15 protein-coding genes are annotated in these 15156 nt (G+C 46.9%); 6 read left to right on the forward strand and 9 right to left on the reverse strand.

The window, feature by feature from the left end:
* Nucleotides 1-13: 13 nt before the first annotated feature.
* The 4 genes from BIZ37_RS08805 to BIZ37_RS08820 are packed head-to-tail and all read right to left on the reverse strand — an operon-like array spanning nucleotide 14 to nucleotide 4738.
* On the reverse strand, nucleotides 14-808 hold the full coding sequence (locus tag BIZ37_RS08805; RefSeq protein WP_187461173.1) for an enoyl-CoA hydratase: 795 nt from the start codon (nucleotides 806-808) through the stop codon (nucleotides 14-16).
* 24 nt (nucleotides 809-832) lie between these two features.
* Nucleotides 833-1993, reverse strand: a complete 1161-nt coding sequence (locus BIZ37_RS08810) for an acyl-CoA dehydrogenase family protein (RefSeq protein ID WP_187461174.1) — start codon at nucleotides 1991-1993, stop codon at nucleotides 833-835.
* 20 nt (nucleotides 1994-2013) lie between these two features.
* Entirely contained in the window at nucleotides 2014-3522 is a 1509-nt protein-coding gene (locus BIZ37_RS08815; RefSeq protein WP_187461175.1) for a CoA-acylating methylmalonate-semialdehyde dehydrogenase, read from the reverse strand.
* 13 nt (nucleotides 3523-3535) lie between these two features.
* Complete coding sequence (locus BIZ37_RS08820; protein WP_187461176.1) at nucleotides 3536-4738, reverse strand: thiolase family protein; 1203 nt, start codon at nucleotides 4736-4738, stop codon at nucleotides 3536-3538.
* A gap of 149 nt (nucleotides 4739-4887) precedes the next feature.
* Between BIZ37_RS08820 and BIZ37_RS08825 the strand changes: the two genes are divergently transcribed.
* The 5 genes from BIZ37_RS08825 to BIZ37_RS08845 are packed head-to-tail and all read left to right on the forward strand — an operon-like array spanning nucleotide 4888 to nucleotide 9876.
* Nucleotides 4888-5268 carry a MerR family DNA-binding transcriptional regulator gene (locus BIZ37_RS08825; protein WP_107296536.1) on the forward strand — a complete coding sequence of 127 codons (381 nt, stop codon included), beginning with the start codon at nucleotides 4888-4890 and terminating at the stop codon, nucleotides 5266-5268.
* 31 nt (nucleotides 5269-5299) lie between these two features.
* Entirely contained in the window at nucleotides 5300-6469 is a 1170-nt protein-coding gene (locus BIZ37_RS08830) for an isovaleryl-CoA dehydrogenase (protein WP_187461177.1), read from the forward strand.
* A 9-nt stretch (nucleotides 6470-6478) separates the two neighbouring features.
* Nucleotides 6479-8083: a carboxyl transferase domain-containing protein gene (locus BIZ37_RS08835; RefSeq protein ID WP_187461178.1), complete on the forward strand. Its 1605-nt coding sequence runs from the start codon at nucleotides 6479-6481 to the stop codon at nucleotides 8081-8083.
* Nucleotides 8084-8120: 37 nt separating this feature from the next.
* Complete coding sequence (locus BIZ37_RS08840; RefSeq protein WP_370577322.1) at nucleotides 8121-8954, forward strand: enoyl-CoA hydratase-related protein; 834 nt, start codon at nucleotides 8121-8123, stop codon at nucleotides 8952-8954.
* A complete protein-coding gene (locus tag BIZ37_RS08845) occupies nucleotides 8947-9876 on the forward strand; it encodes a hydroxymethylglutaryl-CoA lyase (RefSeq protein ID WP_187461180.1) in 930 nt (309 codons plus the stop codon). The genes BIZ37_RS08840 and BIZ37_RS08845 overlap by 8 nt, the downstream gene beginning before the upstream one ends.
* A 92-nt stretch (nucleotides 9877-9968) precedes the next feature.
* Here the strand turns inward: BIZ37_RS08845 and BIZ37_RS08850 are convergent, their stop codons facing one another.
* Complete coding sequence (locus BIZ37_RS08850; RefSeq protein ID WP_107296531.1) at nucleotides 9969-10250, reverse strand: hypothetical protein; 282 nt, start codon at nucleotides 10248-10250, stop codon at nucleotides 9969-9971.
* Nucleotides 10251-10566: 316 nt separating this feature from the next.
* On the opposite strand from BIZ37_RS08850, the gene BIZ37_RS08855 reads away from it, so the two are divergent.
* Entirely contained in the window at nucleotides 10567-11652 is a 1086-nt protein-coding gene (locus BIZ37_RS08855) for a hypothetical protein (protein ID WP_187461181.1), read from the forward strand.
* Nucleotides 11653-11726: 74 nt separating this feature from the next.
* On the opposite strand, the gene BIZ37_RS08860 is transcribed toward BIZ37_RS08855, so the two are convergent.
* The 4 genes from BIZ37_RS08860 to BIZ37_RS08875 are packed head-to-tail and all read right to left on the reverse strand — an operon-like array spanning nucleotide 11727 to nucleotide 15133.
* On the reverse strand, nucleotides 11727-12611 hold the full coding sequence (locus BIZ37_RS08860) for a metal ABC transporter solute-binding protein, Zn/Mn family (RefSeq protein ID WP_255526710.1): 885 nt from the start codon (nucleotides 12609-12611) through the stop codon (nucleotides 11727-11729).
* Between the two features lie 19 nt (nucleotides 12612-12630).
* Nucleotides 12631-13506 carry a metal ABC transporter permease gene (locus BIZ37_RS08865; RefSeq protein ID WP_187461201.1) on the reverse strand — a complete coding sequence of 292 codons (876 nt, stop codon included), beginning with the start codon at nucleotides 13504-13506 and terminating at the stop codon, nucleotides 12631-12633.
* Nucleotides 13506-14258: a metal ABC transporter ATP-binding protein gene (locus BIZ37_RS08870; protein WP_187461182.1), complete on the reverse strand. Its 753-nt coding sequence runs from the start codon at nucleotides 14256-14258 to the stop codon at nucleotides 13506-13508. Before BIZ37_RS08870 ends, BIZ37_RS08865 begins: the two co-directional genes overlap by 1 nt.
* Nucleotides 14258-15133 (reverse strand): metal ABC transporter solute-binding protein, Zn/Mn family, encoded by an 876-nt coding sequence (locus tag BIZ37_RS08875; RefSeq protein ID WP_255526712.1) that lies wholly within the window; start codon nucleotides 15131-15133, stop codon nucleotides 14258-14260. Before BIZ37_RS08875 ends, BIZ37_RS08870 begins: the two co-directional genes overlap by 1 nt.
* Nucleotides 15134-15156 lie beyond the last annotated feature (23 nt).

The raw sequence follows: 15156 nt of genomic DNA on the forward strand, positions 1-15156 counted from the left end.
AAGCCGCATATCGTTAACGGTTCTTCCACTCAGGCTTTCGCTTCTGTAAAAAGGCTTGCACCCCTTCAGTTTGATCTTCAGTGTCAAACAACTTCATAAACAGCTCACGCTCTTTCACTAAGCCATGTGTCAAAGGTGAATGACGGCAGTTTTGAATTAGCGCTTTGCATGCAGCAACTGACGATGGAGATTGGTTTGCTGCATCACTTGCCATTTGTATCGCACAGTCCAGCGCCTGACCCGATGCAACAACTTGTTCAACAAGTCCAATCTCTACAGCCTGTGACGCTGTCACTCGCTCACCGCAAAGAATGATCCGTTTTGCCCAGCCTTCCCCAACCAACCACGCTAGGTTTTGTGTCCCTCCCGCACACGGAAGCAAGCCTACCTTTGCCTCGGGTAATGCCAAACTGGCATGCGCCTCGGCGATACGGATATCACAAGCCAAAGCGACTTCTAAGCCACCTCCCATGGCGTAACCATTAATGGCGGCAATAGATACCCCACGAAATTGGCTAAGGGTCTCAAAAGCCTCTCCGAAAGCTTGCGCCATCCCGAGGGCAACCGCTTTATCGCCATCAGCAAATAAGTTTAAATCCGCGCCTGCCGAAAAAAACTTCTCTCCTTGCCCGGTAATTACCAATGCATATACTGCCTTGTCGTCATTGAGTTTAAGCACGGTATCCCTGAGAAGATTGAGACTCTCTTTAGTCCAGGTATTAGCAGGCGGGTTATTCATGGTTAGCACAGCGGTGTGTCCACGTATTTCAACGTCTATTGCATTACCTGAGTTAACATTATCTGACATGAGGTATACCCTCTTGTTAAGCAGTTAAAGAAGTCGACAGCCTTCGCTGAGTACCCGACGGGCAATGATAAGCCGCATTATTTCATTAGTCCCTTCAAGGATTTGATGGACCCTAACATCACGGAAGTAGCGCTCTAGCGGATATTCCTTAATGTAGCCATAACCACCATATAGCTGCAAAGCTTGGTCACAGATTTTAAAACCAATGTCTGTTGCAAACCGCTTGGCCATTGCACAGTACGCTGTAGCCTCTGGCGCTTTTTGATCTAACTGATAAGCGGCATATCGAACCAATTGCCTGGCTGCTACTAACTCGGTTGCCATATCTGCCAACTTGAACTGTACGGACTGAAAATCACCCAGTTTTTGGCCAAACTGTTTTCGTTCTCCAACATACTGGATGGCTTGATCTAACGCCTGCTGGGCAGTGCCTATTGAAGACGTCGCAATATTGATCCGGCCGCCATCCAACCCTTTCATCGCAAACTTAAAGCCATCCCCTTCATTACCAAGTAAATGGCTAGCGGGAATTCGAACACCGTCAAATGTTACGGCCCTGGTCGGTTGGCTATTCCAACCCATCTTGGGCTCCTTACGCCCAAAACTGATCCCTTTAGCATCCGCAGGAACAACAAACGCAGAAACACCTGATGCGCCCTTTTGGTTAGTATCAGTCCTTGCCATTACAACCAGTACATCGGTATCACCTGCGCCGGAGATAAATGCCTTCGATCCTTTGAGCACATACTCTCCACCTTGCTTGGTTGCTGTCGTTGTCAACGAAGCCGCATCCGATCCTGCATTGGCTTCCGTTAAGCAGTATGAACCAAGACTTTCACCTGTAACCAATTGTGGGCAATACTCTTGCTTGACGTCGTCCGTAGCAAAACTGGCTATCATCCATGACACCATATTGTGGATAGTCATGTAGGCTGTGGTTGATGTGCACCCCATCGCCAATTGCTCAAAAATGATGGACGCATCCAGCCGTGGAAGCCCTAATCCACCATGTTCTTCTGGAACGTACAGGCTTAAAAAACCCATTTCTCCAGCTTCTTTCAGAATGTCTTTAGGGAAAATTTGCTTTTCATCCCACAAGGCTGCATTTGGGGCTAATTTATCTTGCGAAAACTGGCTCGCAGCATCAGCAAAGGCGCGTTGGTCTTCTGTCAAAGAGAAATCCATATCAGCTCCTTATTAAAGGCTTAGCGAAGGTGTATGGTCATATTTGGCCCGTCCGGAATATCTTCATCAAACCATCGGGCTGTGACTGTTTTTGTTTCGGTATAAAACCTTACTGCTTGTTTGCCGTAAGCGTGCAAATCACCATAAAAACTGCCTCGCCATCCTGTAAATGAAAAGAAAGGAAGTGGTACAGGAATAGGCACGTTGATTCCGACTTGACCCACTTGGATACGATGTTGGAATTTCCTCGCTGCCGCTCCACAGGCTGTAAATATAGAGGTGCCGTTACCATAGGGGTTGTTGTTAATCAGGTTAATGGCCTCATCAAGGGTTGCCACTGAAATGCAAACCAGAACAGGCCCGAAAATCTCCTGCTGATAAATCGCCATCTCTGTCGACACACCACTAAACAAGGTTGGCCCTAACCAGTTACCGTCTGGGTATCCTTCAACCTGACAGTGAGAACCATCAACTTCACAGGTGGCACCTTGCTGCTTGCCTTGCTCAATAAGATTGATCACGCGCTTTTTAGCCGCTGGGCTGATCAACGGACCATACGCTGCCTGATTGTCATTGGATGGGCCGGGCTTCACTTTTCGCATCGCTGCTTTAAGATCTGGGATAACATCAATGGCATTGCCCACCAGCACAGCGACAGATATTGCCATACAGCGCTGTCCTGCAGCCCCCACCGAAGAACCAACGAGATGGTTAACGACCTGTTCCATATTGGCATCCGGCATGACCACCATATGGTTTTTCGCGCCAGCAAAAGCTTGAACCCGTTTGAGATGATGCGTCCCAGTTTGATAGATATGCTTTGCCACAGGCACCGAGCCAACAAACGAAATAGTGCGAATATCTGGATGTGCCAGCAGATAATCCACTTGCTCTTTGCTGCCATGAACAATTTGCAGTACCCCTTTAGGCGCGCCTGCTTGCTCAAACAATTCTGCGAGTCTTATTGCTGTTAATGGGACTTGCTCGGAGGGTTTTAGAACAAAGGTGTTACCCGCCGCAATCGCCATTGGAAACATCCATAGCGGGATCATGGCAGGAAAATTAAACGGGGTTATGCCGCAGCACACCCCAAGAGGTTGAATCAGTGAATAGCTGTCTATATCACTAGCCACATTTTCAACCGTTTCTCCCATCATCAAACTGGCAATATTGGCTGCTTGTTCAACCACCTCAATGCCTCGCCAGACATCCCCCTTGGCATCAGCAAAATTTTTACCGGTTTCGCTAGAAAGAAGCCTCGCTAACTCATCATGGTGGTCTTTCAATAGCTGTTGATATGACAACATTAATCGGGCACGTTCAGGAACCGGCACTTCTTTCCATTGTTCGAAGGTTTCACCTGCACTAGCAATCGCTGACTCTAGTTCAGGCTCAGTAGAACACGGGACATTGGCGATCACGTCATTTGTCGCAGGATCCGTCACCTCTATCCATAGGCTGGAAGACGAATTGATGAATTCTCCGTTGATATACAGCGGAACAGGAGAAATTAGATTTGCATCGCTCATATCTGCTCCTCACTTATTGAGTATTACCAACCTCAATCGCAATAGCCGTCGCCTCTCCGCCACCAATACAGCACGAAGCAATCCCTCGTACCGGTCGCCCAATACTCTTGTGCAAGCGGTTCAAACGGTGGATTAAAGTAACGATAATTCTTGCCCCGCTCGCACCAATAGGATGCCCTAATGCACATGCTCCGCCATCAGGGTTGACACGCTCGGGGTCAATGCCTAATTCTTTGGTGGCGATTTGAGTCACAACCGCAAAGGCTTCATTTAATTCCCAGCTATCAACTTGATCTGGCGACCATGTTAATTTATCCAGTAACTGGCGGATGGCGTACACAGGTGCGATTGTAAATTCAGATGGCGTACGGGCATGGCTGGCATGGGCCGTAATGACAGCTAAAGGCTTATGCCCTTGTTGCCTTGCAAGGTCGCCATCCATCAGGATAAGTGCGGCAGCACCATCGGAAATAGAGCTGGAGTTTCCCGCAGTGACAGTCCCTCCTTCAGCAAAGGCTGGGCGTAATACTGGTAGCTTGGTCAGGTTAATTTCGTTCGGATGTTCGTCACGGCTAACAACGACATCCCCCCTCGGGTTCTCTACCTTTACAGGGATGATTTCACTTTCAAACCATCCTTGCTCTTGGGCAATCAAAGCTCTCTCAACAGATTTAACCGCCCATTTGTCCATACTCTGGCGGGTGTAATGACGCTCATCGGCAATTTTCTGGGCGTAGACCCCCATCAAATCCCCTTCATAGGCATCTTGCAAACCATCGAGGAACATATGATCGTGCAAGGTACTGTGGCCCAAACGCAAACCTGAGCGGATTTTGCTTTGTAGGTATGGGGCATTGCTCATACTCTCCATACCACCCGCTACAACGGTTTGATTGGTCCCAACCAAAATTGCATCATGGGCCAACATCACGCTTTTCATTCCAGAGCCACACACCTTGTTGATGGTGGTACAGCCGATATTTTCGGGGATACCCGCTTTTATCGCTGCTTGTCTTGCTGGTGCCTGACCACAACCGGCGAGCAACACATGACCCATTAATACTTCATCAATCATTTCTGCCGAAAGACCGGAATGCTGTAATGCGCCTTTAATGGCGACACTACCCAGCTCGGAAGCACTTAGTGACGATAGCTCTCCTTGAAAACTACCAATCGGTGTACGGTTTGCGGCGATGACCCACACTTCCTTACTCATAACAAAGCCCTCTTGGTGTGCTTTATCTCTGCAGGCGATTTCTTGACGTTTACGTAAGCATAGCACTAACATTTACGTAAACGTTAAGAAACAAATCTAATACACATTGCAGCTGTGAAGCCATTACCTAACATTGGGGGCAAAGCAAGGTGGAAACGTTCAAAATAAGCGAGTTAGCCAGAGAATTTGACATCACCACCAGAAGCATCCGTTTCTATGAAGATGTGGGATTACTTCAACCCCAACGACAAGGCAGTACACGGGTTTACCAACGCCGAGACAAAATACGGCTCAAGCTCATTTTGCGCGGCAAAAGATTGGGGTTTTCCTTAGCAGAAATAAGGGAGCTGTTTGATTTATACGATACCAATCAAAGCTCATCACAGCTCAACAAAATGCTTATTATCATTGATACCAAACAAGCTGCCCTCCAACGACAACTCGAAGATATCAATGTCGTGATGACCGAATTGCAAATTGCCAAAGACAGATGCCACCAAGCATTAAAGTCCCAATCCACAGGCAAGTAATACGAGCCAAGACTCAATAACTGGAGCGCTTATGAAAGATAGCTTCACCCCTTTAAATTATGGCCTAGGTGAGACCATTGACATGCTCCGTGAGCAAGTTAATGGCTTTGCAGAACACGCTATTCTCCCTCTTGCCACGGATATAGATAAAGACAATCAGTTTCCCAATCACCTCTGGCCGTTAATGGGTGAAATGGGTTTGCTGGGTGTTACCGTGAGTGAGGAATATGGTGGCGCTGATATGGGTTACCTTGCCCATGTTATTGCGATGGAAGAAATCAGCCGCGCCTCAGCTTCTGTCGGGCTTAGCTATGGCGCCCACTCCAATCTTTGCGTCAACCAGATATTCCGTCATGGTACCGGCGAGCAAAAAAACAAGTACCTGCCAAAACTAATCAGTGGTGAGCATATCGGCGCGCTTGCAATGAGCGAACCTAATGCAGGCTCGGATGTGGTGAGTATGCAGCTTCGGGCTGAGTACAAAGATGGTCATTTCGTTCTTAACGGTAGCAAAATGTGGATCACCAATGGTCCCGATGCCGATACGGTTGTTGTCTATGCCAAAACCGAACCTGATAAAGGTTCACACGGTATTTCGGCCTTTATCATAGAGAAACAACTCCCAGGATTCAGCCATGCCCAAAAGCTCGACAAACTCGGTATGCGGGGCTCCAACACCTGTGAGTTAGTTTTCAATGACTGCATTGTCCCGGAAGCAAACTTACTCGGCGAAATCAACAAAGGTGTGCAAGTCCTAATGAGTGGGTTGGATTACGAGCGAGTCGTGCTCGCTGCCGGTCCGCTTGGAATTATGCGAGCCTGTATGGACCTTGTTCTGCCTTATGTACACGACAGAAAGCAATTTGGCCGTTCGATCGGTGAGTTCCAGTTAGTCCAAGCCAAAGTCGCAGACATGTATACCCGCACCAATGCTGCTCGCGCCTATGTCTATACCGTTGCTAAAGCTTGTGATCGCGGTGAAGCGACCCGCAAAGATGCTGCCGGTGTCATTTTGTATGCGGCTGAATTGGCCACCCAACTTGCGTTAGACACTATTCAATTACTCGGCGGAAACGGCTACATCAATGAGTTTCCAGCAGGCCGCCTGCTGCGTGATGCCAAGCTCTACGAAATCGGGGCCGGTACATCAGAGATACGCAGAATGCTGATTGGACGTGAGCTTTTTGAGGAATCCAAATAAGGAAAGGAAATGGCAATAATTAAGTCGACAGTCAATCGAGACGATACTTTTTTCGCTAACAACTACAAAAACATGGCCGAAGTTGTCGATAAACTGCAGACAAACATTGAAGCCATAAAACTTGGCGGGGGTGCCAACGCACATAAAAAACAACAAGAAAAAGGCAAACAGCCCGTAAGGTCTCGGATTAAATCACTGCTGGATGCCAACAGTGAGTTTCTGGAAGTCGGTCAATTTGCAGCATGGGATGTCTATTCTGAACCTATTCCCTGTGCGGGCGTTGTCGCTGGCATCGGACGCATTGAAGGTATTGAATGCATGGTGGTCGCCAATGATCCTTCGGTAAAAGGAGGAACTTACTACCCACTGACAGTAAAGAAACACCTCCGAGCCCAAGAGATAGCCGAACGCTGCCACCTACCTTGCATCTACCTTGTCGACTCTGGCGGGGCTAACCTTCCCCACCAAGCCGATGTCTTCCCCGACCGTGACCATTTTGGTCGTATCTTCTATAACCAAGCCAGAATGTCCGCGAAAGGCATTCCACAAATAGCGGTAGTGATGGGCTCCTGTACTGCAGGCGGGGCTTATGTCCCTGCAATGGCCGATGTCTCTATCATCATCAAAGAACAAGGCACTATTTTCCTTGCCGGCCCACCACTGGTCAAAGCGGCCACGGGAGAAGTCGTTACCGCCGAGGAGCTCGGTGGGGCTTATGTACACTGCAAGACATCAGGTGTTGCCGATTACTTTGCCAATGATGAACAACATGCACTAGAACTGGCAAGACAAGCCATTGAAAGCTGTGCCCTTTCATCATTTTCTGTATTAGATCAGACGGCACCCGCTCCCCGTTATCCCGCAGACGAAATGTTCGGGATCGTCGGCACTGATTTACGCACGCCATTTAACATCAGAGAGGTTATCGCCCGAGTTGTCGATGACTCAGCTTTCGATGAATTCAAGGCCCTGTATGGAACAACTTTGGTCTGTGGGTTTGCCAGCATCTACGGTCAGAAAGTCGGGATCGTAGCCAATAACGGTATCCTGTTCTCAGAGTCCGCCCAGAAAGGGGCGCATTTCATCGGGTTATGCTGCAAGCGAAAGGTCCCACTGTTATTTTTGCAAAACATCACCGGATTTATGGTGGGCAAGAAATGTGAGTCCGAAGGAATAGCCAAGCACGGTGCCAAGATGGTTATGGCGGTTGCATGTGCTGATGTCCCTAAATTCACCGTCATTATTGGTGGTTCTTATGGTGCGGGCAACTATGGCATGTGCGGCCGGGCGTATAGCCCGACTATGATGTGGATGTGGCCAAATGCGCGAATATCGGTAATGGGCGGAGAACAAGCGGCAGGCGTATTAGCGCAAGTTAACCGGGATAACAAACAACGACAAGGTGAGCATTGGACTCGCAAAGAAGAGGAAGCATTCAAGCAGCCTATTCGCGATCTCTATGAACAGCAAGGCTCTCCCTATTATGCCAGTGCCAGACTTTGGGATGATGGCATTATTGACCCGAGAGACACACGTCATGTTGTCGGTATGGCATTGCATGCAAGCCAAAGAGCACCGATAGGTGAAAGTACTTTTGGTATCTTCAGAATGTAGGGCTATAAATGAAGTGCGAGGCAAGTTTATGAATCAAATTATCAGTAATAGCTCAAGCACTAGTCCCACCACCCAACAGCAAGATTTACTGTTTCATATTGATGAAAACGGTATCGCGACTATTACCTTAAATCGGCCTGAAAAGAAAAATGCCTTCGACAGCCATATCATTGAGCATTTGTTAACGCTTCTCAACCAGTTAAAACAAGACAAAGATGCCAGAGCACTTGTCTTACGAGCCAACGGGACACACTTTAGTGCAGGAGCTGATCTCAACTGGATGCAGTCTCTTGCCGAATTCAGCATGGAAGAAAACATCAAAGATGCAGAAAACCTTGCCGAGCTATTACACCAATTAGATACATTACCCATACCCACCATTGCCTTAGTACAGGGAGCTGCGTTTGGCGGCGCTCTTGGATTGATATGTTGTTGTGATATCGCTATTGCCAGCAAAGAGACAACGTTTTGTCTTAGTGAAGTAAAACTTGGCTTAGTACCCGCGACAATTGGTCCTTATGTGTGTCGTGCAATGGGCCAGCGGCATGCAAGACGTTACATGCTAACGGCAGAGCTCATTAGTGCTTATCAAGCAAAAGAGCTAAATATTGTCCATAAACTCGTTTTGACACCTCAGGCATTAAACCCATGCCTAGAGGCACTCCTCAAACAAATTTCTCGAAATAGTCCCAACGCCGTCAGGGAAGCTAAGGCGCTTTGTCACCTTTGTGAATCTACTTTCTTGGATGAATCTCTGAGACAACAGACTTCTAAGATTATTGCTGAACTGAGAGTCTCGCCTGAAGGGCAAGAAGGATTATCGGCTTTTTTGCAAAAGCGTAAGCCTAACTGGATACCCCCTCATGATTAGACGGCCCGATTGTTCAAGCGACTTTCCAGATAGAGTTACTCTCTTTGAAGTGGGTGCTCGTGATGGTCTGCAAAACGAGTCCTCCTTACCGACACAGACCAAAGTGGACTTCATCAACTTACTTTCCCTGTCAGGGCTTAAACACATAGAAGCGGGTTCGTTTGTCTCAGCCAAGCGAGTACCGCAAATGGCAGATTCTCTGAATGTCATGCGAGCCATAGCACGGCAAGATAATATTACCTACTCGGCACTCACCCCCAATATTCAAGGATTCGAAATGGCCCTGAGTGCTCAGGCCGATGAAGTTGCCATTTTTGGTTCAGCATCAGAAGGATTTAGCCAGCACAACATCAATTGTTCAATCACAGAAAGCCTCAAACGTTTTGAACCCGTTATGGCTTTAGCGCAACTCCATAATATACCCGTGAGAGGCTACTTATCCTGCGTTATAGATTGTCCTTATGATGGTCCAACCGATACAACTCAGGTTTTGGAGGTCGCGAGGACACTTATTGATATGGGCTGCTATGAAGTGTCATTGGGCGATACTATCGGCACAGGCACCCCCCTAAAAGTAGCCAAGCTTATAGAGACAATTCAGAACCATATCCCCAACAACCGAATAGCGGTTCACTTTCATAATACTTGGGGCCAAGCCCTGCCTAATATCTATCAAGCCCTGTCGATGGGAATTAGCACTGTCGATGCCAGCGTTGCAGGCTTGGGAGGATGTCCTTACGCACTAGGCGCTAGTGGTAATGTTGCAACAGAGGATGTTGTCTATCTTTGCCAGCAACTCGGAATTGAAACTGGCTTAGAACTAGAAAAAATAGCACAAGCGGGCTGGATGATTAGCGATGCACTGAACATTAGCCCTCGCTCAAATGTCTCACAGGCTTTACGAGCGAAAAAGCTGCAGTAATAAAGAAAAAAAGTGGTAACTACCCGTGAAAAGATAATTACCACTAACTCACCATAAGCAACATTCCTACCCTTTAGAGCCAACTCACTTTGCTAATAAGTTTCAGAGCGAAGAAATCGTTGTTCTGCTTCGAGTTCGTTAACCGCTCGCCAGAGCTTTTGCTCCCGCTCCTGTAACTTGTCATGCAACACGCTGCCAGGCTTAACCCTCAACGTTTCACTAGGGCCAATGTACTGATCTGCTTCATTGTTAAATAGCTGCCTGAACTCTTCCATTGTGGGTAAGCGGTTATTGTCCTCCTCAAATGATTCAAAGATATCAACAACTTTATGTGACACATCCCTTTTGATCCCTTCAACATCGACACTATCCATCAGCTTCTCCAAATTATTAGCCAGAGGTGTTAATCAATCTAGACACCTAAAGTGTAGCTGAAGATGTTTAATTTATTCATTAATAGGAAAATCATGTGTAACAAAATATTCTCTATACTAAACTTATGTTTTATATAAATTTCAGCTCAATCGAACAGCCTACATATATAACCTACAGGTTATTTTGTTTTTATTTTTTAGAATTAGATCTCATTTTAATAAATCAACACTCATAGTCTGTAATCAATTACTCCGCAGTCTATACTTAGCTATATAAATAAGTTCATATTCATCATGTAGTTATGGGAGAAATGGGATGTGGCAGTATTCAAATCTCTTTGATTACATGCGCAAGCCCCTATCCTTTATGGCTATCTCTTGCGCCATTTTACTCACCCCGTGTTATCTCTTTGCCGGTGAAGTAAAAGAAGAGGCCTACGATATTCATTACGACAGAATACATTCTGACCTTAATGACGAAGAAACCTTTGTGGATTGGGTCGACGACACGCAGGATTTTATCTCTGACTCAGTGCACGACTACAGCTCATCCATCGATCACTTTATCTCAAAAGACGATGATGAACTGCCAATGCTCAATAACAGCTACCTTAAAATCAAACTCAAAGGCCGTTATACCCACAGGGAGTATTTTGACCCTGACGCCAGTGTAAAGCTCAAGATAGATCTTCCCCATACAGAGAAAAACTGGAAGATTATTCTCGATACAGACCCCTCAGACTTTGACCGACTAGAAGATAAGCAGCGTGGTATCAGTAACCGTTCAGATGACGGTCTATCTGGCGCTTTAGGTGGGTTTCGCCTGCAGGGGCAACAATTGGGTAAATGGAAAACTAACCTTGACCTAGGTTTAAAAATTAAGCTTCCTCTCGACCCATTTGCACGTGCCGATTTAAGGCGTGTCGATAAGCTCAGCCATACTTGGACTAGCCGTATCAAACAGGAAATATTTTATTTCGAATCCAGAGGTCCAGGTGCGCTGACCGAACTAGACTTCTATTTTTCATTACCTGAAGATCCAACAACCATTTTAAAGCTGGGCTCAAGCGCTCAATATTTAGATGATGATGACAACTGGGAATTCGTCCAGCAAGCAGAGATTTTCGATAGGATTAACAGTGATAATTTGTTGAGGTATTCAATTGGTATCAGTGCGGACTCAACACCTAATTACTCCATAACAAATTCGTGGTTAGAAGTTGCTTGGACCCATCGTCTGTATAGCAATTGGTTATATATGACGGTTACCCCTGAACTCGATTTCCAGCATGAGTTTCAGTATAAAGCTAACCCCGGCATCATGGTTGAATTAGAATTGTTTTTTACTGCCAATCGCGGGATAGACAGATTAATGAGGACTATTCCTTTACCGACGAATTAGATGAATGGCTATTGGCTATTGGCTATTGGCTATTTAAGTAGGCCCAAAACAAAAATTTTGGGCCGTTAATATCGTTATATTTTTATTTCCCACCGAGATAATGGGTCGGATGAATCTATACCTTTGCTCCCCCACCTGTCGATAGGGTCGATGATCATCACCCTGTTAGGATTGGGTAATTGTTCGAGCAAGGATTTACTCAATTTCCGAGTCGTTAAAATCCAAACGTTGGGTTCAGTTTGCAATGTCGCGATCAAATCTTGTTTGTCTTGCTGACTCCAGTCTAACTCAGCCTTGGTATAACGCCCAACTATAAAAAGTTGGTTTCCTGAAGCAAAATCTTCTAACTCTTGTGACATCAGAATTACAGAATCTACTTCGGCTTCAAACAAGCTGGCCTGTTGCCTATTGGTCAATGCACGGATGTTAACCATTAATTGCTGCTGATTCTCGGCAATCTTGGTGGCATGCTCAGGCCATAGCTGCTGCAAGTCCTGGCTGACAATCGCCGCCATACGAGTCAGGTTGGAAGGGTTTAGCCATGTAAATGGCGATATCATACCGTTATCTAACCGAAGGGCAGCGACACCCTGCGCCCTTGGTGAAATGGATTGAGAAGCATCAATCTCAACAATTCTGATGTTACCTCTCCTTGCATGCACATAAAGAGGATCCTGAGGCCATACTGCACCAATAGTCACAACAGCCGTAGCCTCTGTTGCTAACTCAGCCGTACTTTCTGCCCCTTTACTGGTAAACCAGTTGGGCAAACGCATCATTCCATAACGCTTTGGCGGCAGATATTGAGTGGATAACCCCGTTCCCTTGGTCAACTCGGACGAAACCATATATGTCACAGGTGTCGCGGTCAGGATATCTTTTGCCTCCGCGATTGTCGCCGTGAACATTACAGAGCAAACACCAAGCAAACGAATTGCTTTCATCGCCTTTTTATTCATTGCAAATTCCATATCTATACTAGCTTTTACGTACAATTCGATAGCTTGTCGCTACCAGGAAGAAGAAAGCCGAGACAATAATAATCGCAGCGCCTGATGGAACCGGCACCTCTAATTCCATTGGCAAAATCGTCCCAACCAAACAACTCACCGTTGCCAGTAAAGCTGAAACCAGAACAAAATCTCCCATGTTCTTCGTCATCAGGCGGGCAGTCGCGCCTGGGATCAGCAATAGCGCGCCAACAAGTACGGCACCGATAATCTTCACTGACGCAATCGTTACCAAGGTGATCATCATGACAAACAGGTAATCATAAAAGTGCGTTGCATGACCACGCACCCTTGCTATATCAGGGCTAATGCAAGTAAGTAGGATTCGGTTGAAGGTCGGAATGAGGACTAAGATGATCAACAAACAACTCAGTGCCAGAATCAAAATATCTTGATCGGTGACCGTTAAGATCGAACCAAACAATACATTTTCAAGCATGTGGATGTTAATTTTCCGCGCGACATACATCAGCATTGCAGCACCTACCGCAAGCGCCAAGGCCAAAAAAACGCCAACCAAGGTATCATAAGGTACATTCGTACGGTTTCTGACAAAATGAAGCATCAGTGCAAACACCATGCAGAAGCAGAACAATCCAATAATCGGGTTCTCGGGCGGTTCACCCAACAGCACACCCAGCGCAATTCCGGTTAGGGCGGCATGGCCTACAGCTTCTGAAAAGAATGCCAAACGCTTGGCAATAACTAACGTTCCTAAACCACCAAGCAAAGGGCCTACTAGCAATGCTGCAACAACGGCATTGACCAAAAACGCATACGAAAAGCTCTCGCTCAGCCATCCGGCTTCAACCCCAGCAAGTGCCAATTGGCGTATTGAATCCATCATGCTGCTTTACCTTGTTTCTTTATCACATCAACATTCGAACAGGAATAGTGATTAAAAAGCCTTTCTACTTTTTCAGGAGTCAAAACCTCCTGCACAGAACCGCTATCAACAAGCTGGCGGTTCACCACGTGGACCCTAGCCTGCAGGCGTCTAACCGCAGAGACATCGTGATGTACAGCCAGCAGGGTTTTACCTTCGGTGACAAGTTCCATAATTAGGGACTCAAGGTAGCGAACCCCCTGCTCATCCATGCCGGTAGTTGGTTCGTCCAACACCAGTAGATCAGGGTTATCCAGCAAGGCCTGCGCAAACAGGACACGCTGTTGCTCACCGCCTGACAACTGCCCCATTCTGCGCTCGGCACGTTCGACCATACCGACGCGCTCAAGCTGTTCGAGGGCAAAACTGCGCTGCTTGGATAGGTTCCGCCAACGAGACCAAAACAGCGGCGTGCGACTTTGGTTAAGTAAAATAAAGTCCATCACAGTTAACGGTAAGCTCGACTCGAACACGGCTTTTTGAGGAACATAGCCGACTTTCCCTTTGCGACCTGACCAGTGAATATCAATATTGCCGGTAAATGGTGTCAGCCCCAATATCGAACGCAATAAAGACGTTTTGCCACCACCATTAGGGCCCATCACAACATGGCACTGACCGGCTTCAAACTGATGATTGATTTCATGGAGAATTTGGTTGTCGCCATACTGCAGGTTGACATTTTTCAGCGAAATACTCGGGCCGGCCATTAACTCACCTTCCTTTTGGCGACAAACTGCATCGCTTCGATTAAGGTGTCGAGGTTTTCTTTCATTTCCTTTTCGACCTTGCCTGCTTCGTACGGACCATGCGTCATGTGTGAAAAACGATAAAGCTGAACACCGGTGGCTTCCTCAATGGTGTCGACATAGCGGTTAGGCATGTTCAGTTCATAAAACAACACATCGATACCTGATTGGCGGATCTTCGCAATAGTCTCCTGCAGCTGGCTAGCACTTGGCTCGACACCGTGGGCAGGCTCGATGACTGCTGCAACATCTACGCCGAACTCCTGCAGCAAATAACCATAGGCATTGTGGGTTGTGGCAACAACCATACCGCTGGTGTCCAGATCACCAAGCTCGACCATGGCCTCATGTTTTAACTTACGGAAAGCAAGAGAGTACTTTCTGGCATTGCTGCGATAGAAACGGGCATTCTCCGGATCTAATTTCGATAGTTCATTGGCAATGGTGTAGACCTTCTGGATAGTGGTAGAAAGCCCAACGAAAGTATGAGGGTTAACGGCCCCCTCTCCCACTGACTGACCCATGGCTGGCAGCAGAGGAACATCTTTGTTCGCCTCGATAACGACCAAATCATCACGGTTTGCAGCGGCAATGACCTTCAGAGCGAAATCGTCATGGCCAATACCATTGACCACGATTATGTCAATCTTCTTCAAACGACGGAGATCATTAGGCTGTGGTTGGTAGTTGTGAGGATTAAAACCGGCATCGACAAGTGGAACGATGTTAGCTTTGTCACCAACTACAGCTTTGACATAGCTATAGTAAGGTTGCAGCGTGATACCAATATTGAGCTTTTCAGCCGCATAAACATGTGTTGAGAGCGCGAGCATCATTGCACTGCAAAGAAGCCCTTTAA

This window comes from Photobacterium sp. BZF1, from assembly GCF_014349205.1.
GTDB lineage: Bacteria > Pseudomonadota > Gammaproteobacteria > Enterobacterales > Vibrionaceae > Photobacterium.

What these genes read in the sequence shown, in the direction of transcription:
- BIZ37_RS08805 (WP_187461173.1), bottom strand. Translation starts at nt 808, where the DNA reads ATGTCAGATAATGTTAACTCAGGTAATGCAATAGACGTTGAAATACGT.
- BIZ37_RS08810 (WP_187461174.1), bottom strand. Translation starts at nt 1,993, where the DNA reads ATGGATTTCTCTTTGACAGAAGACCAACGCGCCTTTGCTGATGCTGCG.
- BIZ37_RS08815 (WP_187461175.1), bottom strand. Translation starts at nt 3,522, where the DNA reads ATGAGCGATGCAAATCTAATTTCTCCTGTTCCGCTGTATATCAACGGA.
- BIZ37_RS08820 (WP_187461176.1), bottom strand. Translation starts at nt 4,738, where the DNA reads ATGAGTAAGGAAGTGTGGGTCATCGCCGCAAACCGTACACCGATTGGT.
- BIZ37_RS08830 (WP_187461177.1), top strand. Translation starts at nt 5,300, where the DNA reads ATGAAAGATAGCTTCACCCCTTTAAATTATGGCCTAGGTGAGACCATT.
- BIZ37_RS08835 (WP_187461178.1), top strand. Translation starts at nt 6,479, where the DNA reads ATGGCAATAATTAAGTCGACAGTCAATCGAGACGATACTTTTTTCGCT.
- BIZ37_RS08845 (WP_187461180.1), top strand. Translation starts at nt 8,947, where the DNA reads ATGATTAGACGGCCCGATTGTTCAAGCGACTTTCCAGATAGAGTTACT.
- BIZ37_RS08850 (WP_107296531.1), bottom strand. Translation starts at nt 10,250, where the DNA reads ATGGATAGTGTCGATGTTGAAGGGATCAAAAGGGATGTGTCACATAAA.
- BIZ37_RS08855 (WP_187461181.1), top strand. Translation starts at nt 10,567, where the DNA reads ATGTGGCAGTATTCAAATCTCTTTGATTACATGCGCAAGCCCCTATCC.
- BIZ37_RS08860 (WP_255526710.1), bottom strand. Translation starts at nt 12,611, where the DNA reads ATGAATAAAAAGGCGATGAAAGCAATTCGTTTGCTTGGTGTTTGCTCT.
- BIZ37_RS08865 (WP_187461201.1), bottom strand. Translation starts at nt 13,506, where the DNA reads ATGGATTCAATACGCCAATTGGCACTTGCTGGGGTTGAAGCCGGATGG.
- BIZ37_RS08870 (WP_187461182.1), bottom strand. Translation starts at nt 14,258, where the DNA reads ATGGCCGGCCCGAGTATTTCGCTGAAAAATGTCAACCTGCAGTATGGC.
- BIZ37_RS08875 (WP_255526712.1), bottom strand. Translation starts at nt 15,133, where the DNA reads ATGATGCTCGCGCTCTCAACACATGTTTATGCGGCTGAAAAGCTCAAT.